Annotated in this window: 22 protein-coding genes and 1 pseudogene; 1 reads left to right on the forward strand and 22 read right to left on the reverse strand. The window is 55.1% G+C overall.

What is annotated here, in order from left to right; translation table 11 throughout:
- Window positions 1-6: 6 nt before the first annotated feature.
- From rlmN to gmk, 8 genes and pseudogenes are all read right to left on the reverse strand, one after another.
- Window positions 7-1,092 carry a 23S rRNA (adenine(2503)-C(2))-methyltransferase RlmN gene (gene rlmN / locus EVJ24_RS06225; protein ID WP_131440303.1) on the reverse strand — a complete coding sequence of 362 codons (1,086 nt, stop codon included), beginning with the start codon at window positions 1,090-1,092 and terminating at the stop codon, window positions 7-9.
- A gap of 2 nt (window positions 1,093-1,094) precedes the next feature.
- Window positions 1,095-2,423 (reverse strand): 16S rRNA (cytosine(967)-C(5))-methyltransferase RsmB, encoded by a 1,329-nt coding sequence (gene rsmB / locus EVJ24_RS06230; protein WP_070327530.1) that lies wholly within the window; start codon window positions 2,421-2,423, stop codon window positions 1,095-1,097.
- Between the two features lies 1 nt (window position 2,424).
- The gene (gene fmt, locus EVJ24_RS06235) at window positions 2,425-3,396 is read right to left on the reverse strand and encodes a methionyl-tRNA formyltransferase (RefSeq protein ID WP_269089709.1); all 972 of its coding nucleotides are present in this window, start codon (window positions 3,394-3,396) and stop codon (window positions 2,425-2,427) included.
- Window positions 3,382-3,810, reverse strand: a pseudogene (def, locus tag EVJ24_RS15505) (peptide deformylase); the annotation flags it as partial. The pseudogene def and the gene fmt, both read right to left, overlap by 15 nt.
- 11 nt (window positions 3,811-3,821) lie before the next feature.
- Window positions 3,822-6,146 carry a primosomal protein N' gene (gene priA, locus EVJ24_RS06240; RefSeq protein ID WP_131440307.1) on the reverse strand — a complete coding sequence of 775 codons (2,325 nt, stop codon included), beginning with the start codon at window positions 6,144-6,146 and terminating at the stop codon, window positions 3,822-3,824.
- Complete coding sequence (coaBC, locus tag EVJ24_RS06245; protein WP_131440309.1) at window positions 6,143-7,333, reverse strand: bifunctional phosphopantothenoylcysteine decarboxylase/phosphopantothenate--cysteine ligase CoaBC; 1,191 nt, start codon at window positions 7,331-7,333, stop codon at window positions 6,143-6,145. The genes priA and coaBC overlap by 4 nt, the downstream gene beginning before the upstream one ends.
- Window positions 7,334-7,392: 59 nt before the next feature.
- Window positions 7,393-7,602 carry a DNA-directed RNA polymerase subunit omega gene (rpoZ, locus tag EVJ24_RS06250; protein ID WP_070327533.1) on the reverse strand — a complete coding sequence of 70 codons (210 nt, stop codon included), beginning with the start codon at window positions 7,600-7,602 and terminating at the stop codon, window positions 7,393-7,395.
- A complete protein-coding gene (gene gmk / locus EVJ24_RS06255) occupies window positions 7,602-8,249 on the reverse strand; it encodes a guanylate kinase (RefSeq protein WP_070327534.1) in 648 nt (215 codons plus the stop codon). The genes rpoZ and gmk overlap by 1 nt, the downstream gene beginning before the upstream one ends.
- Before the next feature lie 131 nt (window positions 8,250-8,380).
- Here gmk and EVJ24_RS06260 point away from each other — a divergent pair, with 131 nt between their 5' ends.
- Entirely contained in the window at window positions 8,381-10,069 is a 1,689-nt protein-coding gene (locus EVJ24_RS06260; protein WP_131440442.1) for an Rqc2 family fibronectin-binding protein, read from the forward strand.
- A 32-nt stretch (window positions 10,070-10,101) separates the two neighbouring features.
- On the opposite strand, the gene EVJ24_RS06265 is transcribed toward EVJ24_RS06260, so the two are convergent.
- The 14 genes from EVJ24_RS06265 to lspA all read right to left on the reverse strand — a co-directional run bounded on the left by EVJ24_RS06265 (window position 10,102) and on the right by lspA (window position 24,923).
- The gene (locus EVJ24_RS06265) at window positions 10,102-11,037 is read right to left on the reverse strand and encodes an FUSC family protein (RefSeq protein ID WP_070327536.1); all 936 of its coding nucleotides are present in this window, start codon (window positions 11,035-11,037) and stop codon (window positions 10,102-10,104) included.
- Window positions 11,034-11,864, reverse strand: coding sequence for a DUF4097 family beta strand repeat-containing protein (locus EVJ24_RS06270; protein WP_131440311.1), 831 nt, complete (start codon window positions 11,862-11,864; stop codon window positions 11,034-11,036). The genes EVJ24_RS06265 and EVJ24_RS06270 overlap by 4 nt, the downstream gene beginning before the upstream one ends.
- A 92-nt stretch (window positions 11,865-11,956) precedes the next feature.
- On the reverse strand, window positions 11,957-12,583 hold the full coding sequence (pyrE, locus tag EVJ24_RS06275; protein ID WP_131440313.1) for an orotate phosphoribosyltransferase: 627 nt from the start codon (window positions 12,581-12,583) through the stop codon (window positions 11,957-11,959).
- The gene (pyrF, locus tag EVJ24_RS06280; RefSeq protein ID WP_131440315.1) at window positions 12,567-13,271 is read right to left on the reverse strand and encodes an orotidine-5'-phosphate decarboxylase; all 705 of its coding nucleotides are present in this window, start codon (window positions 13,269-13,271) and stop codon (window positions 12,567-12,569) included. Before pyrF ends, pyrE begins: the two co-directional genes overlap by 17 nt.
- Window positions 13,246-14,172, reverse strand: a complete 927-nt coding sequence (locus EVJ24_RS06285) for a dihydroorotate dehydrogenase (protein WP_131440317.1) — start codon at window positions 14,170-14,172, stop codon at window positions 13,246-13,248. The genes pyrF and EVJ24_RS06285 overlap by 26 nt, the downstream gene beginning before the upstream one ends.
- A complete protein-coding gene (locus EVJ24_RS06290; RefSeq protein ID WP_131440319.1) occupies window positions 14,169-14,888 on the reverse strand; it encodes a dihydroorotate dehydrogenase electron transfer subunit in 720 nt (239 codons plus the stop codon). The genes EVJ24_RS06285 and EVJ24_RS06290 overlap by 4 nt, the downstream gene beginning before the upstream one ends.
- Complete coding sequence (carB, locus tag EVJ24_RS06295) at window positions 14,885-18,088, reverse strand: carbamoyl-phosphate synthase large subunit (RefSeq protein ID WP_131440321.1); 3,204 nt, start codon at window positions 18,086-18,088, stop codon at window positions 14,885-14,887. The genes EVJ24_RS06290 and carB overlap by 4 nt, the downstream gene beginning before the upstream one ends.
- 1 nt (window position 18,089) lies before the next feature.
- Window positions 18,090-19,172, reverse strand: a complete 1,083-nt coding sequence (locus EVJ24_RS06300) for a carbamoyl phosphate synthase small subunit (RefSeq protein WP_071399567.1) — start codon at window positions 19,170-19,172, stop codon at window positions 18,090-18,092.
- Complete coding sequence (locus EVJ24_RS06305) at window positions 19,150-20,430, reverse strand: dihydroorotase (protein ID WP_131440323.1); 1,281 nt, start codon at window positions 20,428-20,430, stop codon at window positions 19,150-19,152. Before EVJ24_RS06305 ends, EVJ24_RS06300 begins: the two co-directional genes overlap by 23 nt.
- Complete coding sequence (locus EVJ24_RS06310) at window positions 20,427-21,332, reverse strand: aspartate carbamoyltransferase catalytic subunit (RefSeq protein WP_131440325.1); 906 nt, start codon at window positions 21,330-21,332, stop codon at window positions 20,427-20,429. The genes EVJ24_RS06305 and EVJ24_RS06310 overlap by 4 nt, the downstream gene beginning before the upstream one ends.
- Window positions 21,333-21,462: 130 nt before the next feature.
- Entirely contained in the window at window positions 21,463-22,764 is a 1,302-nt protein-coding gene (locus tag EVJ24_RS06315; RefSeq protein WP_131440327.1) for a uracil-xanthine permease family protein, read from the reverse strand.
- Between the two features lie 49 nt (window positions 22,765-22,813).
- Window positions 22,814-23,347, reverse strand: a complete 534-nt coding sequence (pyrR, locus tag EVJ24_RS06320) for a bifunctional pyr operon transcriptional regulator/uracil phosphoribosyltransferase PyrR (protein ID WP_071399563.1) — start codon at window positions 23,345-23,347, stop codon at window positions 22,814-22,816.
- 191 nt (window positions 23,348-23,538) lie between these two features.
- Complete coding sequence (locus EVJ24_RS06325) at window positions 23,539-24,450, reverse strand: RluA family pseudouridine synthase (protein WP_131440329.1); 912 nt, start codon at window positions 24,448-24,450, stop codon at window positions 23,539-23,541.
- Window positions 24,450-24,923: a signal peptidase II gene (lspA, locus tag EVJ24_RS06330; RefSeq protein WP_070327549.1), complete on the reverse strand. Its 474-nt coding sequence runs from the start codon at window positions 24,921-24,923 to the stop codon at window positions 24,450-24,452. The genes EVJ24_RS06325 and lspA overlap by 1 nt, the downstream gene beginning before the upstream one ends.
- Window positions 24,924-24,936: the final 13 nt, after the last annotated feature.

Raw genomic sequence — 24,936 nt, forward strand, 5'->3', positions numbered from 1 at the left:
TCCTGATTACCTCGTTTCTTGTTCGCGCTCCTTCGCTCGAAGCTGCCCACAAGCCGCATCGATATCCGAACCTTGTTCGCGACGAATCGTCACGTTCACTTTTCGATCTTTGAGCACTTTTTCAAAGGCAAAAATTTGATTACGTGGCGTGCGCACATAGTCGCGCTCAAGCACATGGTTGACTGGAATCAAGTTGACGTGGCATTTGACGCCTTTCAACAAGTCGGCAAGCTTGTGTGCATCTTCTTCTGTATCATTGACGCCACCGAACAAACCGTATTCAAACGTGATACGACGTCCACTCTTCTCCGTGTAATAGTTGACGGCTTCCATCAACTTGTCCAAGTTATAGGCACGGTTGATCGGCATAAGACGTGTCCGAATTTCCGTCGACGCCGCATGAAGCGAAATCGCAAAGTTAATGCGCATCCCTTCGTCGGCGAACTTGTAGATTTTCGGCACGATTCCGCTCGTTGAGACGGTGATGTGGCGTGAACCGATATTCAAACCGTCATCGTGGTTGACCGTGCGCAAGAAACGCATCAATTCGTCATAGTTGTCAAACGGTTCGCCGATTCCCATGACGACGATTGAGTCGACACGTTCACCGCTCACGTCGAGCGCCCGTTGAACATCTAATACTTGAGCCGTGATTTCTCCGGCTTCAAGGTTACGTTTCAACCCGCCGAGAGTCGATGCACAGAACGTACAGCCGATGCGGCAGCCGACTTGTGTCGTGACACAGACCGAGTTGCCGTATTCGTGGCGCATGAGTACCGTCTCGATCGAGTAACCGTCTTGGAGCTCGAACAAGAACTTGATCGTTCCGTCTTGTGATTCCTGGCGGACGAGTTCTTTTAACGTCGTCAACTGGAACGAAGCATCGAGTTTTTCACGAAGCGGTTTCGACAAGTTCGTCATATCATCGAATGACGTCACCCGTTTGACATACATCCAGTCATATAACTGTTTCGCGCGGAACGACTTTTCTCCTGCATCGATGAGCCATTGTTCGAGTTCAGGGTATGTGAGCGAATATAAAGACGGCTTGGCGCCGACTAATGGGGTTTTTTCAACTGCTTTTGGATTCATGTTTATACCTCTTTCTTAAATGCGGCGATGTAGAAGCCGTCAGTTCCGAACGTCGTCGGAAGTAGTTTGAGTTCGGCGCGGTCCGATGACACCATCGGACGTAACACTTCAGGAAGACGATCTCGGAGTGTTTCATCCCACGTCAATCCGTTCGACAATATATAGTCGGCCTGCCGTTCATTTTCAGACGGGTCGATTGTACATGTCGAGTACACTAGCGTACCACCTTGCTTCAGTAGTGGCAAGACAGCGTCAATAATTTCACGTTGGATGATCGGCAGTCCAGAAAGGGATTCTTTGTCCTTCGTCCATTTAATATCTGGCTTGCGGCGAATGACACCAAGACCCGAGCACGGGACATCGAGCAAGATGCGGTCAAAGCTCTCGCGTTCGAACTCATCTCCGGCGTCTCGGGCATCGAGGGCTAGTGCGGTCACTCCATCGATTTGCAATCGCTTCACTTGTCGTTCGATCAGTTTTGCCTTATGAGGGTGAAGGTCGAGCGCCACGAGCGTCCCCCCGTCCATCCGTTCGGCGGTGTGCATCGCTTTGCCGCCTGGCGCGGCACACGCGTCGAGCACGCGTTCGGTCTTCTCGGCACTGAGCGCGTCGGCGACGATCATCGAGCTCTCATCTTGAATCGACAAAAGCCCTGCGTCGATAAACGGCGTCGTATGAACGTTTCCGGACTCGATAACGAGACCGTCTGACGATAGCTCAGAACGTGACGCTTGTACGCCTGACTCAGCGAGGCGTTCGATCATCTCGTCGACCGTGATTTGTTTGCGGTTGACGCGAACTGTCACCGGGGCCGGCTCGTTGTTCAACTTGCACATCGCCTCTGTCGCCTCAATTCCGTACGTGTTGATCCAATCCGCGACGAGCCAGTCGGGATGACTGTGCTCGATTGCGATCCGTTCGGCGTCAGGAAGCCCGCTCAAATCTGGGAAACCGTCACGGGTGACGTTGCGCAACACGCCGTTGACGAACTTGCCGATGCCGGAGTGCCCACGTTTTTTGGCGATCTCGACCGCCTCGTGTAAGACGGCCCGGTCCGGCACTTTGTCTAAATAGAACAGTTGATACACGCTCATCCGAAGGAGCGGTAAGACGAAACTGTCCAGTTTTTTCGGGTTTTGAACACGCTTCTCCAATATATAATCAAGCGTCCGCTTCCGCCCGAGCGTTCCGTAGACGAGCTCTGTGTAAAGTCCCACGTCTTTTGAAGCTAGCTTTTTTTGGTTTAATAAATCGTTGACCGCGATCGTCGAATAGGCTCCGCCTTGTTCGATTTTGATCAGCGTATCAAGCGCTGCTTGTCTTACGTTCATGTCACCCTCCTAATTGGTCGCCCACTTGCAGCTTTTGTCCGGCACCGCGCATGAACGTGGCACCGTCCATCCGTTTTTTTCCGGCCGGCTGTAACTCTGTCACTTTGATGGCGACGTCATTTCCAGTCGCGACCACAAACCCATCCTCTTCAAGCCGGACGATTGTGCCCGCCTCACCGTTCCCGCTCGTCTTCTCGCTCGCGAACACTTTCACCCGCTCGCCCGCGATCAATGTATACGCCGTCGGGAACGGGTTCATGCCACGAATGTGGTTGAAGATCGATGCACCCGGCTGCGACCAGTCCAGCTGTTCGCGGTCCCGGCTAATGTTCGGTGCGAACGTCACGTCACGTTCGTCTTGCGGTACCGCTTCGATCCAGCCTTCTAAAAAGGCTGGCAACGTCTTGATCAACAGATCAGACCCTGCGACGGCAAGTTTGTCGAACAGCGTACCGACCGTGTCTGTCTCTTCGATCGGGACGATCGTGTTCGCGATCATGTCCCCTGCATCCAATTTATCGACCATGTACATGATCGTGACGCCCGTTTCTGTCTCTCCGTCCAAAATCGCTTGATGGATCGGTGCGCCCCCCCGATATTTTGGAAGGAGCGAGGCGTGCACGTTGATCGCGCCATGTGTCGGCGCCTCTAACAGTTCACTCGGCACGATTTGCCCGTAAGCCGCCGTCACAATCAAATCCGGTTCAAGCGCCAAAATATCCTCATAATCGGTGCGGACTTTGATCGGCTGCAATACCGGGATGTTATGACGGAGCGCACACTCTTTGACCGGTGTCGGTTTGAGCTCACGCTTGCGGCCGACCGGTTTGTCCGGCTGCGAGACAACACCTACGACATTGTATCCTTCTTCGAGCAAGCGCTCAAGTACGGATACGGCAAACGCCGGTGTCCCCATGAAGACGATCCGCTTGTCGGTTCCTGGTTTAGGAACGGCGAGTTTATCGGTGAACAGGACACCGTCTAAATGGTCGATCTCGTGTTGGATGGCGCGCGCGAAGAAGCCGCTTGCTTTCACTTCTTGAAAGCGCCCTTTCATGTCTTGCGTCTTGACGACGATCGACTCATGTCGTTCGACGAATCCGAACTCACCCGGGATGCTCAAGCACCCTTCTAATCCGACGGCTTTGCCTGCGGTCGAAATGATCTCTGGATTGATCAATACGAGCGGACCTGTTTCGTCGTCAGTATGGACGACGGCAAGGCGCTGGTTCAAATTGACTTGCGGCGCGGCCACACCGACGCCATCATACTCATACATCGTGTCAAACAGCCGGTCGACCGTCTGGCGCAACTTCTTGTCAAACTTTGTCACCGGGTCACAGTTGACCCGCAAAATCTCATTTGGAATTTCGACTACTTTATACATTTCGTTCCACCTCACATGAAGACGTATGGATTTACATCTATACTCAATTGATATTCTTTTTTGCTGATCGCTTTCGCCCGCGCTTGTTGCAACATGGCGAGAACGGGATATAACGCTTCCGGTTGTTTCGTCTTGATGAACAGCTGGTAGCGATACAAGTTTTTAAGTTTCGATAACGGTGCCGGCATCGGTCCGTTCAGCCGGGACTGCTCGACGTGCGCTGCCGCGAAATCGGCGGCGAACAGGTCGGCCTCGGCTTGCGCGACGAGCGGATTTTCAGCCGCGAACGTGACGAGCGTCACGTACCAGTAAGGCGGATGGTTGCCGACTTGTCTGAGTTTCATCTCGCGCTCGAAAAACGACTCATAATCATGCCCACTCGCTGTCTCGATGACATAATGGTCCGGATTGTAAGTCTGGACGTACGCCTCACCCGGTAAACTTCCACGTCCGGCTCGTCCGGCGACTTGGGTGACGAGTTGGAACGTGCGTTCGGTCGCTCGAAAGTCAGGCATGCCGAGCGTCGCATCGGCCGCGAGCACGCCGACGAGCGTGACGTTCGGAAAATCGAGCCCTTTGGCAATCATCTGGGTACCGAGCAGAATGTCGGCCTCGCCGTCCTCAAACCGTTTCAACAGCTGTTCGTGCGACCCTTTCCGCGACGTCGTATCCTGGTCCATGCGGATGATCCGTGCTTCCGGGATTCGGTTCAACAGTTCGGTCTCGATCTTTTGCGTGCCGGTGCCGAACTGTTTGATCTTTTTACTGTCGCACGTCGGACATTTCGGCGGCATCCCGATCTCATAGCCACAATAGTGGCATTTGAGCCGGTCGCCGTGCTGATGATACGTCAAGTTGACGGCGCAATGCGGGCAGGTCAGCCCTTCCCCGCAATCACGGCACATGACGAACGTCGTGAACCCGCGGCGATTGAGCAAGATGACACATTGTTCTTTCTTCGCAATCCGGTCGTTGATGGCCAGAAATAAGTCTTCCGAGAACATCGTCGTGTTCCCTTTCGCGAGCTCGCGGCGCATATCGACAATATGGACGGGCGGCATCTTGCCACCGTAGCGTTCACTCAAATGCAAATAGCGATAGACGCCTTTTTGAGCGCGGGCAAACGACTCGAGCGACGGTGTCGCGCTTCCGAGCACGACCGGACAGCCGTGATAACGGGCTCGCCAAATTGCGACGTCGCGCGCATGATAGCGTGGATTCTCTTCTTGTTTATACGTCGTCTCATGTTCTTCGTCTAAGATGAGCAGACCGATTCGTTCGAGCGGAGCGAAAATGGCCGATCGGGCGCCGACGACGACGTCGACTTCCCGTCGCTTGATTTTCCGCCACTCATCGTACTTCTCGCCTTGCGACAAGGCGCTATGGAGTACGGCGACGCGGTCCCCAAACCGGCGTTTGAACCGTTTGACCATCATCGGTGTCAAGCTGATCTCTGGGACGAGCAAGACGGCTTGCTTCCCGTCATCGACGACTTGGCCGATCGACTCGAGATACACTTCGGTCTTTCCGCTTCCGGTCACGCCGTGGAGCAACAACGTCTCACCGGCTTCGGCCTCGCGAATTGCGCGCACCGCTTCCGCTTGACTGTCGTTCAGTTGGACATCATCGATCACTTGTTCGATCGAAGCGTACGGGTCTCGATTCAATTCGACTTCGGTCACTTTGACGGCACCGAGCGTCTCGAGCTTTTGCAGCTGGGGCCGCGTCAATCCGATTTGACGGAGCGACGACCAGTACATACGAGGCACGTCTTCAAGTAGACGGACCGCCTCGAGCTGTTTTTTTGCACGCGCCGGGACGACGCTCGCATCCTTCAACTCGATCAACAAGTCGGTTTTGACCGTTCGTTTCTCTTTTAGCACCGGTGAAAGCGACAAATCCCCTTTTTTGGCCATGGCCAAAATTAACGACTGGACTTCTTTTGGGTACTCGGACAAGTGTGTGCCAGCCCGAACACCTTCAGGAAGTGACTCCCCCTTGATTGCTTTATCGTAACTGACTTTCAGCGCCGCCGGCAACATGGCGAGCAGTGCCGACGAGCGGAAGCAGAGCGTCGTCTGCTTCACGTGCGTCGACAGTTCGAGCAATTCTTCGGTCAAAGACGACTCTTCGTCAAGAAGCGCTTCGAGCGGTTTTAAACCTTCCCGTGTTCCGTCCGACACCCCTGTCACGATGCCGAGTAAACGTCTCGATCCGAACGGTACCGATACGCGCATACCTGGCTCGATCAACGACTCGAACTGGACCGGTACCTCATAGTCAAACGGTCGGTCGATCGTGATGACGGGAGCATCGACGTGGACGTGGGCAATCATCGTAAACCTTCCTTAAAATAGGCGAGCAACTCGTGGGCAAGACGTTGTTTACTCTGCCGCGGCAGACGGACAGATGAGCCATCCGCACGGAATAAGACGACTTCGTTGTCGTCAGACCGGAAACCGATGTCTCGCTTCGACACGTCATTCGCGACCAAGAAGTCGACGTTTTTACGCTCGAGTTTAGCCCGGGCATGGTCTTCAAGCTGCTCTGTCTCGGCAGCGAATCCGACGAGGAGCTGATGCGTCTTCTTCGTTCCGAGCTCTTTTAAAATATCGGTCGTCTCCTCGAGCTCGATTGTCAACGGACCGTGGACTTTTTTATGTTTCTCTGTGTGGACCGTCTTCGGACGATAGTCAGCGACCGCCGCCGACTTGATGACGATGTCTTGCGTCGCAAATCGCTCGAGCACGGTCTCGAGCATCTGTTGTCCCGACTCGACCGCAATCGCGGTCACCCCGTCTGGGACCGGGACTTGGAGCGGGCCGTGGACGAGCGTCACGTTCGCGCCCATATCTCGCGCCGCCTCAGCAAGAGCGACTCCCATCTTCCCGGATGAATCGTTGGATAAAAACCGGACCGGGTCGATACGTTCGACCGTCGGACCAGCCGTGATCAAGACGTGCTTTTCAAGCAAGTGTTTCGGGACGAACTGGCTCGCGATGATGCGGACGAGATCTTCCGGTTCGGGCAGACGTCCGCCGCCAATCCAGCCGCAGGCCAGATTGCCGACACCCGGCTCGATGATTTGATAGCCGTATGATTTGAGCGTCTCGATATTTCGGCGGGTCGCCGGATGTTCGAGCATATTGACGTTCATCGCCGGAGATACGATGACGGGACATTTCGCTGCTAAGATCGAGGTCGTGATGAAGTCGTCGGCGATTCCGTTAGCAAGTTTAGCGATGATATTCGCCGTCGCCGGGGCGACGACGATCAAATCACTCGTATCAACGACATCGATGTGGGCGATCTTCGTCGGGTCATGCTCTTCGAACACGTCCGAATAGATCGGATTGCGACTGAGTGCTTGAAACGTCGCCTTTCCGACGAACTGCTCAGCCGATGCTGTCATCGCCACGCGGACATTCGCGCCTGCTTGAACGAGTTTTGACGTGAGTGCGCACGCCTTATATGCAGCGATACCGCCGCTCACACAAAGCAAGATGTTCCGATCGTTCAACATTCACATTTCTCCCCTTTATAGACAATGAGACCCAAGTCGTATCCGACTTGGGTCACACTTCATCCGTTGTTCTTTTCGTTCACGATGATTGTCGTGTCACCCGAGAATATTTCTTCTAGCGCTTGACCGACCGGTTTATACGATTTTGGCGCAGCGATTTTTGGTGCTTTTCCGTCTTGGATCTGACGGGCACGCTTGGCGGCCACCGTCACGATTGTGTATTTCGACGGGATGATACGTTGTAAGGCATCAATCGAAGGGTATAACATTAAATGACCTCCATCATAGCTTTTTTATAGAGAGACGCGACACGTTCACGTTTACAATGCTCGGCCGTCACGATCGCTTTGATCCGGTCGATCGCTTTATCGACTTCGTCGTTTGTGACGACGTAATCGTAAGCATCCATCAACTCGATTTCTTCACGGGCGACGAGCAAGCGTTGCTTGATGACTTCTTCCGATTCAGTGCCTCGACCGACTAAACGGTTTCGAAGTTCTTGCAGACTCGGCGGTGCGAGGAATAAAAAGACGGCTTCTGGGAAGCGTTCCTTTACTTGGAAAGCTCCTTGGACTTCAATCTCTAAAATGACGTCCTTGCCACTTTCAAGCGTCTCGCGCACCCATTCGACCGGTGTCCCATAATAGTTGCCGACGAATTCTGCATGCTCAAGCAGTTGATCGTGTTCAATCATGTCTTCAAATTGCTCTCTCGTCTTAAAGAAGTAATGCACTCCCTCAACTTCGCCTTCACGTGGTTTTCGAGTCGTTGCCGACACCGAATACTGAAGGTTGTTGTCCGCCTCTTCACGGAGCACTCGGCAAACAGTACCTTTGCCGACACCGCTTGGACCAGACAAGACGATTAATAATCCTCGTTCTTTAAAATTCAATGCAAGCCCTCCATCTTCTAACATCACATTACATTATAATAGCAGTCCTTTAATTGTTACGGCAAGAAGAAGTTCGGATTTCCTACTTCATCGTACCATATTTTCTGTGAATCTGATAACGTAGAGACAGAAAAAGGACAAAGGTGATGAGACTAATGGCATATGATGGATTAATGACATATCGTGTCGTAAAAGAACTACAACCGCTCGTTGGCGGTCGAATCAATAAAGTGCATCAACCGTATGCGCTCGACTTGATGATTCAAGTCAGATCGAACCGACAAAGCGTCTCGTTGCTCGTTTCAGCGAACGCGATGTATGCACGACTTCAATTGACGGACACCCCGATCAAGAACCCGCAAGAACCTCCGATGTTTTGTATGATGCTGCGGAAGCATATCGAGGGCGGCTTTATCACAGCAATCGAACAAGTCGGCCGCGACCGCGTCATCGTTTTCTCGGTCCGATCGCGTAACGAGCTCGGTGATGAAGAAAACAAACGCGTCTATGTCGAACTGATGGGACGTCACTCGAACGTCGTCTTGACGAACGAGGACGGCAAGATTTTAGACGCGATCAAACACCTTCCCCCGTCTCAAAACACGTATCGGACGATCATGCCAGGCAGCGAGTACATCTTGCCGCCGGCGCAACAAAAGTCCGATCCGTTGACGGAACGGGAAGCGGGATTGAAACGAATCGATTGGAACGCAGGTATGCTCGACAAACAGCTCGTCGCTCATTTTTCTGGGATGAGCCCGCAGATCGCCCAAGAGATTATGCATCGGGCCAAGACGCCGAACCGCACGAACTTAGAGGCGGCGTTTGACAGCGTGATGGCGGATCTTGACGGAGCTTATGTATTCCAACAGCTCGCCTCCGGGAAGGAACGGTTCAGTCCGATCGCGCTCACGTCAGGCGATATCGTTTCTGAAGAACGCTACGAGTCGAGCCGGGAAGTGCTCGACCGCTTTTACTATGAGAAGGCGAACCGTGACCGGGTCAAGCAGCAAGCCCATGACGTCGAGCGTCTGCTCAAGTCAGAGCTCGAGCGCAACCAATTAAAACGGAAACGCCTGCTCGAGGATATGAAAGCGACGGAACGATCGGACGAGCTCCAAAAATACGGTGAGCTGTTGACGACGTATTTGTTCCAGCTCGAGAAAGGGATGAAAGTCGCTCACGTCGTCGACTATTATGATGAGGACGGCGCCATGATCGATATACCGCTCGACCCCCTCAAAACACCGAACGAGAATGCGCAACGTTACTATAAGAAATACAACAAACTAAAAGTTGCCAAAATCGAGGTTCAAAAGCAAATTGAACTGAACGAGACCGAAATCAGCTATTTAGAGACGCTCGTCGCTCAACTCGACGTCGCCGCGCCGCGCGATATCGTCGAGATTCGCGAAGAGCTGGCCGAAGGCGGATACATCCGACAAAAACGTCAGAAGAAGAAACAAACGGCCAAAGTCGCGCTCGAAGGCTACACATCTTCGACCGGTATCGAGTTTTACGTCGGCAAAAACAATACGCAAAACGACTACTTGACGTTCAAGTTCGCGCGTCGCGACGAAATTTGGCTTCACGTGAAAGATATCCCCGGTTCACACGTCATCATCCGGTCGACCGAACCGGACGAGACGACGCTCCTCGAAGCAGCGACCGTCGCCGCCTACTTCTCGAAGGCACGTGCCTCGAGCGGGGTGCCGGTCGACTATACGAAAGCCCGTTACGTGAAAAAACCGAGCGGCGCCAAGCCGGGATTCGTCATCTACACCGATCAGCAGACGGTATACGTGACTCCGGACGAGCAGCTCGTCAAATCGCTTAAACAATGAACGAAGGCCACGTCATGCGACGTGGCCTTTGTTCATTTCGGATTATGTTTGAACGCCTCGAGCTGTTCATGATAGTCGAGCAGATGTCCGTGTAAAATTTCAGAAACAGATAAGTCTTCATGCTTCAATTGGAAGAGCGAGTAAGGTTTGTCACACGTGTAGAGAATATCGTGATGGTGGGCGAGCAGGAATAAAAACTCGGACTCGAACGCGTGGCGTTCGTCCTCGGTCATCATGAGTAACGCTTCCCGGTGCTCAGCGAGACTCTCGAGCAGCAAGACCAATTTATCCTCTAAATGAATCAATAACCGATATTGCTTGATCGTCAAATGCTTCAACTTAACCTTCGTCACTTGCATATCCTCTTGCAACATCATATGGAGCTCTTGATGGCCGAGGATACGGGCGCGCGTCTCGAGCAATTCTGCCGGGGAGCCGATCAGCTCGCGCCAATGATGGAACATATACGCCGACGTCTTCCGAATCTCGCCGAGCAGACGCTCTTCATAACGCGGTGGCATGAACGCATAGTTGACGCCGAGCGAGACGAACACACCGACCGCCGTCAATAGCGAACGCGTCCACGCGTAGTGGAAAAAGTCGGTCGTCGGGTTTTCAAGCATGAGCACAATCGCGAACGCGGCATACGTCGACATGTGCGTCTTATCGAACGTCGTGTTGAGCGTGAGCGCGACGATGACGGCAAGACCGATCGAAATCGGGTTCACCCCGAACGCATAGACAATCAACAAGCCGCACATGAGGCCGACGATCGTACCGAATATACGGCTAAAGACGATTTTCGACGACCGTTTGACGGTCGGTTGCATCGCGACGACGGCGGCGATGGCACCCATCCCCGAATAAATGCCGAAGACGTACCATGACAAGGCAATCGTGATGGCGACGGCGATCCCGGTCTTAAACGTTCGCAGTCCGACTTTAGGAATGTAGCGTTTGTTGATCATTTCAGTTCGACCTTCCCTGTCTCAGAAATCAGTTCCACGTTCGGACGATTCGAGTTCGAAAGATGGTACACACCGTTGCTAATTTCTTTAAAGCGCTCAGCCGCCGCGATGTTTCCTGTTGTCGTGACGGTTACTTGTCCGGTCGCGTTTCGCGGCTCATACGTGAGCGCCCCGGCCTCTGTCTGGACGGTCAGCGCTTGGTTGACGACGACGTCACGGATTGTCGCGTCCCGATACGACCGGATGTCGCCAGTGACGACACGAACCGTCTCAAACGTGGCATCGCTTTTCGTCTCGACTCGAAGCCGGTCGCTTTCAAGTTTCTTCAGATTGACCGCGTTGGCATCGAGAACGATGGTTTTCGCGACTAGGCCTTGTCCGGTCACTTGCTCAGCCGTCACTTCGATCGATGTCATCGAACTTGGCAACGCGACCCGGATTTTATAACGGGACGGCTCCGCGCTTGCCCGACTCCCGAACTGGCTCATCGGTCCATACCGTTCGACGACGGAAATCGTGTCCCCGACCGACTTCACTTTAATGCGACGTTCTTTCGAATTCGTCTGCAACACTTCGATCTGAACTTTTTCGTTCGTACTCCGGATAAATTCAACATTCCCATGCGCCGTCTCAAGCCGAAGCTTTTTCATCTGATAACGGTCCTCATACTTGTCCCCTAGCGCCAATATGTGGCTGAATACGAATAAATTCACGAAAAATAATAAAGGTAACACCGTGAGGACGAGACCGAATGCGATTTTGCGATGTTTAGGGATGTTTTGAAACCGTACTTTCAATGACTGTCCTTTAATTCTAGAATACGCCATAGTTCTCTCCTTTTTCGACTGCTTTCCCTATTCTAACACGTTCAGTATCACATGTTGCCAAATGAAAAAGAATCCGCCCGGAGGTGGATTCTTCAGCGTGTCACTTGTTTGCTCCAAACGGTTGGGCTTTCTTGCCAAGCTGTGAGCGAGCTTGCTTCGTTCTCAGAAATCACGGCTTGATTCCGAGCAACTTCAATCAGTTCAGCGAACGTCGTCAGTGACGAGGCGGTCAAGTTCGCATCGGTCAAATTCACGCTCAAGCTGTCTAAGCCGTATGAGAAAACGGCTTGAATCAAAATGACTTCGCCTCCGGCCGCTCGAATCGCCTCAGCCGCTTCGATGCTCGATTTCCCAGTCGAGAGCAGATCTTCGATGACGACGACGCGCGCTCCTTTGTCGAATCGCCCTTCAATCTGGTTGCCTTTCCCATGCCCTTTCGCACTCGACCGGACGTAGACGAGCGGTAGACCGAGTCGGTCGGCTAAAAGCGTCGCATGGGGAATCCCGGCCGTCGCCGTTCCCGCGATGACGTCGGCGTCGAGCGGACGGACGGCGTCGACAAGTGCATCGATAATCTGTGAACGCACTTCTGGATAACTGAGCGTCAGTCGGTTATCACAATAAATCGGGCTTCTTAACCCGCTCGACCATGTGTACGGTTCATTCGGTGATAAGGTGACTGCTTCAATCGATAATAATGCCTCAGCGATTTGTCTCATACGTTTGGCTCCATTCCTTCATAAAGTATTCGTAAGCTGCGTTCGGGTCGGCTGCCCGGGTAATCGGGCGCCCGACGACGATAGCTGATACACCGGCGTCAAAAGCGGCTTGCGGTGTCGCGACCCGGACTTGATCGTCTGTCGTTTCGTTGATTCGGATGCCGGGCGTCACCGTCAAAAACGGTGAACCGAGCGCTTGTCGAATCGCGCGGGCTTCGTGAACGGACGCGACGACCCCGTCGAGTCCTGCCCGTTTGGCAAGTCCCGCTTGTCGCAAGACGGCCTGCTCGAGACTTCCGCCAATTCCGAGTTGTTCTGACAGCATCCGCTCATCTGTCGACGTCAGTTGGGTCACACCGATCAATTTGGTCGTCTCGTTCACGTCACGTAATCCGTCCAATGCGTAGCGCATCATCGTCTCGCCACCGAGCGTGTGGACGTTCGTCATTTCGACGCCGAGCCGGCCGATTTGGCGGAGCGTTCGCCTTGCCGTCTCCGGGATGTCGTGAACTTTGACGTCTAGAAAGACCGGGTAACCACTCGCGACGAGTTCTTCGACGAACCGTCCACCTTCACGGTAGAACAGCTCCATGCCGACTTTGACGGCCGGGCGTTGGTCAATTTTTTTTAAGAGTGAAAACGCTTCGTCACGTGTTTCGACATCAAGCGCGAGATACAACCTGTTCATACGCCTTCCCCCTAACGTCTAAAATATGATCGATGCCGAGTTCATCGAGCCGGCCTGGCAACGCCTCGATGATTTCCTGGCATACGTATGGGTTTTCAAAATTGGCAGTCCCGACCGCGACCGCCGATGCACCCGCATAGATAAATTCGAGCACGTCGTCGACCGTCCGTACACCGCCCATGCCGATAATCGGAATATTGACCGCTTGGGCGACTTCGTACACCATCCGGATGGCGACCGGCTTGATGGCCGGACCGGATAATCCACCAATTCGGTTCGCTAAGATCGGTTGACCGGTCGCAATGTCAATCCTCATGCCGACGAGCGTATTGATCATCGTGATGCCGTCGGCGCCGGCCGCTTCGACCGCACGTGCCATCTCCGTGATTGACGTGACGTTCGGGGATAGTTTGACGTATACCGGTTTCGTCGACGCCGCCTTGACGAGGCGCGTCAGTTCGGCCGCCATCAAAGGATCGGTCCCGAACTGCATGCCGCCACACTTCACGTTCGGGCACGAGATGTTCAGCTCGAGTGCTTTCACGCACGGGTCGGCGCTCATTTCCCGCGCGACGTGGATGTATTCTTCTGGGGTCGAACCCGCCACGTTGGCAATAATTTCAGTGTCAAACTTGGCGAGGAATGCCAACTTGTCTTCAACAATCGCGTCGACACCCGGATTTTGTAATCCAATCGCATTCAACATTCCTTGCGCCGTCTCGGCGACACGCGGTGTCTCGTTCCCGAACCGCGCCTCCCCGGTCGCCGCTTTGATCATGATGCCCCCGAGGATCGACAAGTCGTACAGCTTGGCGAACTCTTCGCCGAATCCAAAACAACCGGATGCCGGCATGATCGGATTTTTTAACGATAAGCCGGGTAGTTCGATGTGTAATCTCATAGCGTCACCTCTTCTGCCCGAAATACCGGTCCGTCACTGCACACTTTCACGTAACCGTCCGGCGCTTTGCACACACAGGCGAAGCACGCCCCGATGCCGCAACCCATCCGGTTCTCGATCGAGATGTAGCGCTCTTCGATATGCGACGCGGCGACCGCTTTTAACATCGGTTCCGGACCACAGCTGAACAAGACGTCGGCGTCGATTCTAGCGAGCGGCCCGGTCACGAAGCCTGCCTCTCCATACGTTCCGTCGACCGTTGTGATGATCGTCTCGCCGAGTTCGCGGAACTCGTCTTCATAAAATACACTCGCTTCTGAATCAAACCCGAGAATCGCCACCGTTTCGATTCCGCGCGCGGCGAGCATCCGGCGCGTGTAATAGAGTGGCGGCACCCCGATCCCCCCGCCGACGAGAACGACGCGCTTGCCGTCTTTTGCGAGCGGGAACCCGTTACCGAGCGGACCGAGGACGTCAAGTTCGTCCCCGGCTCGTCTCGTCGCGAGTTCAGCCGTCCCGGTCCCGACCACTTTGTACAGAAACGTGACGACGTCTGCTTCGACGTTTGCGACCGACAGCGGCCGGCGCAACAGTTCGGACGTCTTCACATGGAAAAACGTCCCCGGTGCGATTGTTCCATCACCGATTCGCACTTTCATTTCCATTGTCGCTTTCGCGATCTCCCGGTTCGATAAGATGGTCGCCCGTTGTCTCATACAGTCACCCCGAATTCGGTGAACGCCGGCAGGCTCGTCGTCTGGAACGATAGGCTCTCGATGACTTGCAAGAGCGCCTTCACCGTGTCGAGCGACGTCAAGCAGAGCACACCTTGCTCGGCCGCGGCCCGGCGGATAATGAATCCGTCTTTCGTCGCTAAGGCGTCGCGTGTCGTCGTATTCAAGACGATGTCGACATCGCCCCGCTCGATGACGCTCAGCATCGTCTCACCCGCTTCATGGATCTTCCCGACTTGTCGGACCGGTAACTCGGCTGCCGTAAGTGCCGTCGCCGTGCCTGACGTCGCCATCAGGCGGAAGCCGAGCCGGTTGAAGCGACGGGCGATGTCGAGCGCTTCATCTTTGTCTTGATCGGCGACCGTCAACAAGACGTTTCCTTTCAAGGCGATCGTCATCCCGGCAGCGACGAGTCCTTTATAGAGTGCTTTTTCAAGCGTTCGGTCCGTCGCCATGACTTCACCCGTCGATTTCATCTCTGGCCCGAGTGACGGGTCGACTTCTTTTAGTTTCGCGAAACTGAACACCGGTACTTTGACCGAGATGGCGTCAGATTCTGGGTGCAAGCCCGTTCCGAGTCCGAGCTGCTTCAACGTCGTCCCGAGAATCGTCTGCGTCGCGATGCGTGCGACCGGAAGTCCCGTCACTTTCGAGATGAACGGCACCGTCCGGCTCGCCCGTGGGTTGACTTCGATGACGTACAAGTCGTCCGCATAGACGAACTGAATGTTGAGCAACCCTTTGATGCGGAACGCTTTGGCGAGTTTGATCGTGTAATCGACGACTTTTTGTTTTAACGCCTCGCTCAGCCGTTGCGGCGGATAGACGGCGATCGAATCGCCAGAGTGGACCCCGGCCCGTTCGATATGTTCCATGATGCCCGGGATGTAGACGTCCGTCCCGTCGCAGATGGCGTCGACTTCGATCTCGATCCCGGTCAAGTAGCGGTCGATGAGGACGGGACGATCTTTCGAGGCGACGACGGCGTGGCGCATATACCGCTCGAGCTCCGAACGCTCATAGACGATCTCCATCGCCCGGCCGCCGAGGACATACGATGGGCGGACGAGTACGGGATAGCCGAGCATGTCGGCACAAGCGACCGCTTCCTCGACCGTGACCGCGGTCTTGCCCGGTGGTTGGGCGAGCCGTTCTTTCGTGAGCGTCGCCTCGAACGCTTTCCGGTTTTCGGCCCGGTCGATGTCTTCAAGTGACGTCCCGAGAATTTGTACGCCGTTCTCTTCGAGCGAGGCGGCCAAATTGATTGCCGTCTGCCCGCCGAACTGGACGATGACCCCGAGCGGTCGTTCATTGCGAACGACTTCTAATACGTCTTCTGTCGTGAGCGGTTCAAAGTAGAGACGGTCTGAGATCGAGAAGTCGGTCGATACCGTCTCCGGGTTGTTGTTGACGATGATCGCCTCATATCCGGCGTCACGGATCGTTTGGATCGAATGGACGGTCGCGTAGTCGAACTCGACGCCTTGCCCGATCCGGATCGGGCCTGAACCGAGTACGAGGATGGACGGTTTATCCGTTTTCACCGCTTCGTTCTCGACTTCGTACGTGCCGTAAAAGTACGGCGTCTCCGAGGCGAACTCGGCGGCACACGTGTCGACCATCTTATACACTGGCCGAACGTTCCACTCATCGCGTAACGACGCGATCGTCTCGACGGCTTGGTCCGTGATGCGGGCGATCATGCGATCACTGAACCCACGTTGCTTCACTTCGCGCAACCGTTCCTCTGTCAACGGCTCGTCGCGCAACGCTTCTTCCTCACGCCAAATCCGATCGAGTTTTGATAAGAAGAACCGGTCGATTTTCGTCAAGCCGTGAAGCTGTTCTGTCGAGTAGCCGCGGCGAAGCGCTTCGTACAGCATCCACAACCGTTCGTCGGTCGGTGTCGTCAGTTCTCGTTCCAGTTGTTCAGCCGTCAATTCGGAAAGGCGTGGTACGTATAAGTCTTCCGTACCGAGTTCGAGCGAACGAACGGCTTTCAAGAGCGCTTCTTCTAAATTCCGACCGATGGCCATGACTTCGCCCGTCGCTTTCATTTGTGTGCCAAGACGACGGTCCGCGGTCTCGAACTTGTCGAACGGGAAGCGCGGGATTTTAGCGACGACGTAGTCGAGCGCCGGCTCGAACGAGGCGTAACTCGTCTCCGTCACCGGGTTTTTTAGTTCCGACAACTTGTAGCCGACCGCGACTTTCGCGGCGAGCTTGGCGATCGGGTATCCCGTCGCTTTTGAGGCGAGAGCCGAACTCCGCGAGACGCGTGGGTTGACCTCAATCACGTAGTACGTGAAGCTGTCCGGGTCGAGCGCGAACTGGATGTTACATCCGCCTTCGATGCCGAGCGCCCGGATGATGTCGAGCGAGACGCTGCGGAGCATTTGATAATCACGGTCAGACAACGTCTGGGTCGGGGCGAACACGATCGAGTCACCGGTATGGACACCGACCGGATCGAAGTTTTCCATGGCGCAGACGATGATGGCCTGGTCGCTCGAGTCGCGCATCACTTCATATTCGACTTCTTTCATGCCGGCAATCGACTCTTCAAGCAGCACTTGCGTCACCGGACTCGCCTTGAGTCCCGATTCGACAATCTGCTCGAACTGTTCCCGGTCGTGGGCGATTCCCCCACCGGTTCCGCCGAGCGTATAAGCCGGACGAATAATGATCGGATAGCCGATCCGGTCAGCGAAGCTCCAGGCGGCGTCGAGTGAATGGACGATATCGCTGTCTGGGACGCCGTGACCGAGCTTGTACATGAGGTCGCGGAACTGTTCCCGGTCTTCTGCCTGCTCAATCGCCGACAATTTCGTTCCGAGCAGTTCGACGCCGCAGTCGCGGAGCACGCCGCGTTTATCGAGCTCGACCGCCAAGTTCAGTCCGGTCTGCCCCCCGAGTGTCGCGAGAAGCGCGTCCGGACGTTCTTGACGGATGATCCGCTCCACAAATTCCGGTTCGAGTGGTTCGATATAGACGCGGTCCGCCGTCGATGGGTCAGTCATAATCGTCGCCGGGTTCGAGTTGACGAGGATGACTTCGTAGCCCTCTTCTTTTAAGGCAAGACACGCCTGGGTACCAGCATAGTCAAATTCTGCCGCTTGTCCGATGACGATCGGGCCGGAGCCGATCACAAGGATTTTCTGAATATCTGGTCGTTTTGGCATGTCACATTCCTACTTTCTGTCTGTTTTCGTTGACGAGTGTCATAAAGCGGTCGAATAAGTCGTTGGCGTCATATGGTCCTGGCGCCGCTTCCGGATGATATTGCACCGAGAACGTCGGATGATGTAAATGTTTGATGCCTTCGATCGTCCCGTCGTTGACGGCGCGATGCGTCACGATGAGCGGCGTCTCAAGGAGCGACGTCTCGTCGACGGCGTAGCCGTGATTTTGTGACGTGATCGTCACGGCACCGGTCTCAAGCTCGAGGACAGGATGATTGGCACCACGATGCCCGAACGGAAGCTTGAACGTGTTGGCACCGCTCGCGAGCGCAATCAACTGATGGCCGAGACAGATCCCGAACATCGGGAGTTTTGGCATGAGTGCTTCGATCAGCGGGAGCGCCGTCGGTACGTCTTTCGGGTCGCCTGGTCCGTTCGAGAGCATGACCCCGTCCGGCTCATAGCGCATCACTTCTTCAGCCGTCACGTCGTGCGGCAAGACGACGACTTCACAGTCGCGCTTCAACAATTCGCGCATGATCCCGAGTTTGGCCCCGAAATCGATGAGGGCGATCCGGCGGCCGCTCCCGGTGCTGACGTAAGCCCGTTTCGTCGAGACACGTGCCACTTGATCGGTCGGGAAGCTCGCTTCAAAGCGCATCGAAACGTCTGCCCACGTCGACTCACCGTCGATCAACACGCCGCGCATGACGCCGCGTGAACGAAGGTGACGCGTCAACATGCGCGTATCGACACCTTCTAGACCTGGTATTCCGAAGCGTTCGAGCGTCTCCGGCAACGTCGCCGTCGAGCGGAAGTTCGACGGCAGATCACACGCCTCTTTGACGATGAGCGCTTTTGCCATCGGGACGGTCGTCTCAAAGTCTTCACGGTTGACGCCATAATTTCCGATGAGTGGATTCGTCAACACGATGAGCTGGTCACAATAAGACGGGTCCGATAAAATCTCTTGGTAGCCGGTCATTCCCGTTTGAAAGACGACTTCCCCGATCGTCTCGGCGTTCGCGCCGAACGCCTTGCCTACAAATGCTGTCCCGTCTTCAAGCCATAATGTTCGTTTCATCGAATCTCCCCTTATATACGATTTCTCCGGCCACGATTGTCACGACCGGCCAACCTGTGAGTCTTTTCCCAGCGAACGGTGTGTTCTTCCCTTTTGACGCGAACGTCGTCGGGTCGACCGGACGCACCGTCTCCGTATCGATCAGCGCGAGGTCCGCCGCCCGGCCGACTTCAATCACGCCGTAAGGCAGACCGAACACCTCGCTCGGTCGTCTCGTCATCCAGTCGATGAGCGCCGCCTCTTCCATTTGTCCCGTCTTGATGAACGTCGTGTAAAGGAGCGGGAACGCCGTCTCGAATCCGGTGATGCCGAACGGGGCGCGCTCCATCCCTTGTGCTTTCTCTTCAGCCGTGTGCGGGGCGTGATCGGTCGCAATCAAATCGATCGTCCCGTCGAACAGCCCTTCTAAGAGCGCCGCGCGGTCGTCTTGGCTCCGCAGCGGCGGATTCATCTTGAAGTTCGGATCTAACCCCGGGATGTCGTCTTCCGATAAGACGAGGTGGTGCGGTGTCACTTCCGCCGTGACGTGGATCCCGGCCCGTTTGGCGTCACGGATGACGCGAACCGATTGACGTGACGACACGTGACAGACGTGATAGTGGCAGCCCGTTTCTTCGGCGATCAACACGTCACGAGCGATATGGATGCTCTCGGCGAGACTCGGGATGCCTTGGATGCCATGCGTCTCACTAAACTTCCCTTCATGGACCGAACCGGCCTTGAGCGTATTGTCTTCGCAATGGGCCACGACCGCTTTTCCAAGCCGTTTCGCTTCCCGCATCGCTTGACGCATCATCGCCGCCGACTGCACGCCGACCCCGTCGTCTGTGAACGCGAACGCGTCCGCAAGTGACGGCATATCGACTTGTTCGACACCGAGCTGCCGTTTCGTGATCGCCGCATACGGGAGCACGCGGACGCTGGCGTCACGCTCGATCCGAGCGAGCAAGTCATCGAGCGTCGCCCGGTCGTCCGGGACAGGGCGTGTGTTCGGCATCGCGCAAATCGTCGTGAACCCTCCGGCCGCAGCTGCGGCCGTCCCTGTTTTAATCGTCTCTTTCGCCTCGCCACCAGGCTCGCGCAAATGGACGTGGACGTCGACGAGACCCGGGATCAACAGCTTCCCGTTTGCGTCAATCACTTCGTGTCCTTCGGTCGTCCCGTCGTAATCGACCGAACGGATTGTACCGCCTTCGATCAACAGATTGCTCGTTCGTTTCGTCTTCCCGTCATACCACGTTGCGTGTTGAATAATCATTGTTGTCCCCCTAATGCTCGATTTAAGATGGCCATCCGTGCGTAAACGCCGTTCTTCATCTGTGGAAAGATGCGCGATGACGGATGTTCAATCAAACTGCCGGCGATCTCGACGTCCCGGTTGACCGGGGCCGGATGCATGATGATGGCGCCTTGTTTCATCCGCTCGACCCGCTCGACCGTCAAGCCGTAGCGCGCATGATAGTCTTCTTTAGAAAAGATGTCACCCATAATGTGGCGCTCGTGCTGAACGCGGAGCAACATGACGACGTCGCAGTCCGGTAAGATGTCGTCAAGGTCGCGGTGCGAAAGCCCCATCGATGCGTCCCACCACGATTCCGGGCTACAACCGACGACGTTCGCCCCGAGCCGTTTCAACACGCCTGCGTTCGAGCGGGCGACCCGGCTATGGACAAGATCGCCGCAGATGGCGATATTCAAGCCTTCGAACGTCTTGAACTCTTCATAAATCGTGACGAGGTCGAGCAGCGACTGTGACGGGTGTTCCCCGCTCCCGTCCCCGCCGTTTAATACTGGAATCGTCAGCTTCTCGACGAGCTCGTGGTAGTATCCCGCTTCAGGATGGCGGATGACGAGCGCGTCGACCCCGATCGCTTCAAGCGTCTTGCACGTGTCGTATAACGTCTCGCCTTTCGTCACCGACGACGTCGCCACGTCGAACGGGATCTCTTGGATGTTCAAGTGCCGCTCGGCCATTTGAAACGAGTTTTTCGTCCGCGTCGAATTTTCGAAGAACAAGTTCGCGACCGTCTTCCCGTCAAACAGCGGCGGCATGTCCCCTTGTTTGTAGCGGAGTGACTCTTCGATCATCCCCATGATTTCTTCGAGGGTGAGCGTTTCTAAGCTGACAAAATGGTTCGGTTGTTGTTTGATCAAATTCATGTTCGTCTCCTCCTTTTGTTTGGAGGCAAAGAGAAAAGGCGTCTCTTCACCTACGTGAAGGGACGCCTTCATTTGGGTAGACTACACCCAAATAAACGAGCCTTCACTTTGCCGACCTCACGGGATCGAATTAAAAGTTACTTGCCTGTTTCGTTTCTTCAGTTGTATCGACCGAAGCCGGTTCGACTTCTTCTTTCGGTAACACCGCGTTCAAAAGAATACCGACGACCGTCGCGAGCGCCATCCCTTGGACCGGGAAGCTGCCGAGTTGGACCATCGCCCCGCCGAGTCCGACGACGAGAATGACCGAGGCGATGATGAGGTTGCGTTTCTCGGCGAGGTCGACGTTGCTGTCGACCATCGTCCGCAGTCCGTTCGAGGCGATGACACCGAACAAGAGGATCGAGATACCGCCTTTGACCGGATTCGGGATTGTCGAGATGAACGCCTCGACGTGACCGAGGAAGCCGAAGCTGATGGCCATGAGCGCTGCTCCCGCGATGACGTAGACGCTGTACACTCTCGTGATCGCCATGACGCCGTTGTTTTCACCGTACGTCGTACACGGCGGTCCACCGAGCGCTGAGGCGATAGCTTTGCCGACACCGTCGCCGAGGAGCGTCCGGTGCAGGCCTGGATCTTTCATCGTCTCGCGTCCGATGATTTTCGACGTGACCATTTGGTCGCCGATGTGCTCCGTCATCGTGACGAGCGCGACCGGGACGATGGCGAGGAGTGCCCCGACTTGCCACATCGGCATGTAGTCGACGAACACCATCGTGAAGTCAGGCAGTTGGAACAGGCTCGCTTGATCGATCGCCGAGTAGTCGATGATGCCGAACATGGCGGCGATGGCGTATCCGCCGACGATGCCGAACAAGATCGGAACCGCGCCCCATACTCCTTTTAACTTTGTCATCGCGAGAATCGTGATGCCGAGCGTGAGCAGGGCGACCGTGATGAACGTGCCGTTATACGCTCCGTCGCGGTTCATCGACATGTCGATGGCGACCGGTGCGAGCGATAAGCCGATGACCATGATGACCGGACCGACGACGACCGGCGGCAACAGTCGTAACAGCCAACCGACGCCCGTCTTAAAGATGATGAGCGACACGACACCGTAGACCGAACCGGCGATAATACCGCCGAACAGTGCGGCTTCGACGCCCCATTGCTGGCTGACCGCGATGATCGGTGCGATGTAGGCAAAACTTGACCCGAGATACGTCGGGACTTTGAATTGGGTGATGACTAGGAATGAGAGCGTGGCCACACCGGAAGCGACGAGGGCGACGGACGTGTTCAGTCCGGTCAAAATCGGGACTAAGATCGTCGCTCCGAACATGGCGAAGACGTGTTGCAAGCTGAAGAGCAGCCATTGTGGCAAGTGAGCGGGACGCTCGTGGATGTTGAGGATGGGTTGTTTCATAAATAGTTCTCCTTCCTGGCCTCTCTGGACCACCTTAAAGGTTTTGGATTTAATGCTGTTGGATGTACACTTCGTCTGTCGTGTCGACTTCACTGAGTCGGACCACGACTTGTTCTGTTTTCGATGTCGGGACGTTTTTCCCGACAAAGTCTGGGCGAATCGGCAACTCTCGGTGCCCCCGGTCGATCAAGACGGCGAGTTGGATGTAATCCGGCCGGCCGTGGTCGACGAGTGCGTCCATCGCGGCCCGGACCGTCCGTCCCGTGTACAAGACGTCATCGACGAGGACGACCGTCTTGCCATTGATATCGTGCGGGAGTTCGGTCGCTTTCACTTCTGGGTCGAGCGACTTCTTCGATAGGTCGTCCCGGTAGAGCGTGATGTCTAAGTTACCGAGCGCGATCGGTTTTCCTTCGATTTCTTCGATGCGATGGGCGAGTCGGTCGCCGAGCGTCTCACCGCGCGTTTTGATCCCGACGAGGACGACGTTGTCCGTCCCTTTGTTGCGTTCAATGATCTCATGGGCGATTCGCGTCAAGGCGCGTCGGATCGCGGCTTCGTCTAGTATGGTCGAGCGTTTCATATGATTCCTCCTCTCGTAATCTATAAAAAAGAAGACTTCCTCATCCGGCTGGAAAGGAAGTCTTCACGAAGGCAAACGAGTGCCGTATATGATAGACGTTTGTGGCCGCGGCCACGATCCTTTCACAGCCTCTCTGGACTGGGTTTAAAGGTGTTATGCTTTCTAGACTATAAATCTGAATCGGTTGAAAGTCAACGTGTTTTCTCGATTTTGTCCAATTTTGCGAGCTCTGCCTCAAAGTCGGTCGGGAGTGCCGCCTCGAACTCGAGCCATTCGTTCGTCCGCGGATGATGGAAGCCGAGCGTGGCTGCATGGAGCGCTTGTCCGTTCAAATCGATCGTCCGACGCGGTCCGTATTTCGGGTCTCCGGCAAGCGGATGGCCGATATAGCGCATATGGACACGGATTTGATGCGTCCGGCCTGTCTCGAGCTTGCACTCGACGAGCGTGAAGTCTTTATAGCGCTCGAGCAGACGGAAGTGTGTCACCGCTTCTTTCGCGTTCTTGTCTGTCACCGTCATGCGCTGACGATCGTTCGTGTCGCGCCCGATCGGCGCCTCGATCGATCCGAGCTCATGGACGAGCTCGCCGTGGACGAGTGCGACGTATTCGCGTTTGATCGTTCTGTCTTTTAACTGATGCGCGAGTGACTCGTGCGCCATATCGTTTTTCGCGACCATGAGCAGTCCCGTCGTATCTTTATCGATGCGATGGACGATACCCGGACGCTTCACCCCATTGATGCCTGAGAGGTCGTCACAGTGATACAACAGCGCGTTGACGAGCGTGCCAGACGTATGACCGGCCGCAGGGTGCACGACCATGCCACGTGCTTTGTTGACGACGATGACATCCTCGTCCTCGAACACGACGTCGAGCGGAATATCTTCGGGGAGGACTTGGAGTTCGACGGCTTCTGGCACCGTCACGACGACTTCGTCCCCTTCTTGCAGTTTATAGTTCGGCTTCACGACTTGACCGTTGACGAGAAGATCCCCTGCCTTGATCCAGTCTTGGATTTGCGAACGTGACCAGTCACTTCGTTCGCTCATCCATTTATCGATCCGTGCCTTTTCTTCGGCGACAAATGTGTAAGTTTCCATTACGATTGTCCCCTTTCTTTGTTTAATTTTTCTTCGAACAAGACGCCGATGATCATAAAGATGACCCCGAACGTGAGTGCCATATCGGCGACGTTAAAGATTGGAAAGTTGTAGCCGAACGGGTACGTGTCGACGAAGTCGACGACCTCGCCCCGGAACAGACGATCGATAAAGTTGCCGATCGCTCCGGCGAGCAGTAAGCCGACACTGTAGCCGAGCAGTTTGAACCCGTTCACTTCTTTATGCAAGAAGTAGATCAGACCGACGACAACGACGGCGGTGACGACGAAGAAGAACACCATCTGTCCTTCGAGCATGCCCCAGGCCGCGCCTCTGTTGCGGTACGATGTCAAATAGAGCCATCCGGGGATCAATTCGATTGATTGACCGATCGTCATCGTCTGGACGACGATCCACTTCGTCACTTGGTCGAGCAAAATGAGAACGACTGCTAATCCGTAATAACGTTTCATCAAATTCTCCTTT

The organism is Exiguobacterium sp. SH1S21 (genome assembly GCF_004337175.1).
Classification (GTDB): domain Bacteria; phylum Bacillota; class Bacilli; order Exiguobacteriales; family Exiguobacteriaceae; genus Exiguobacterium; species Exiguobacterium aurantiacum_A.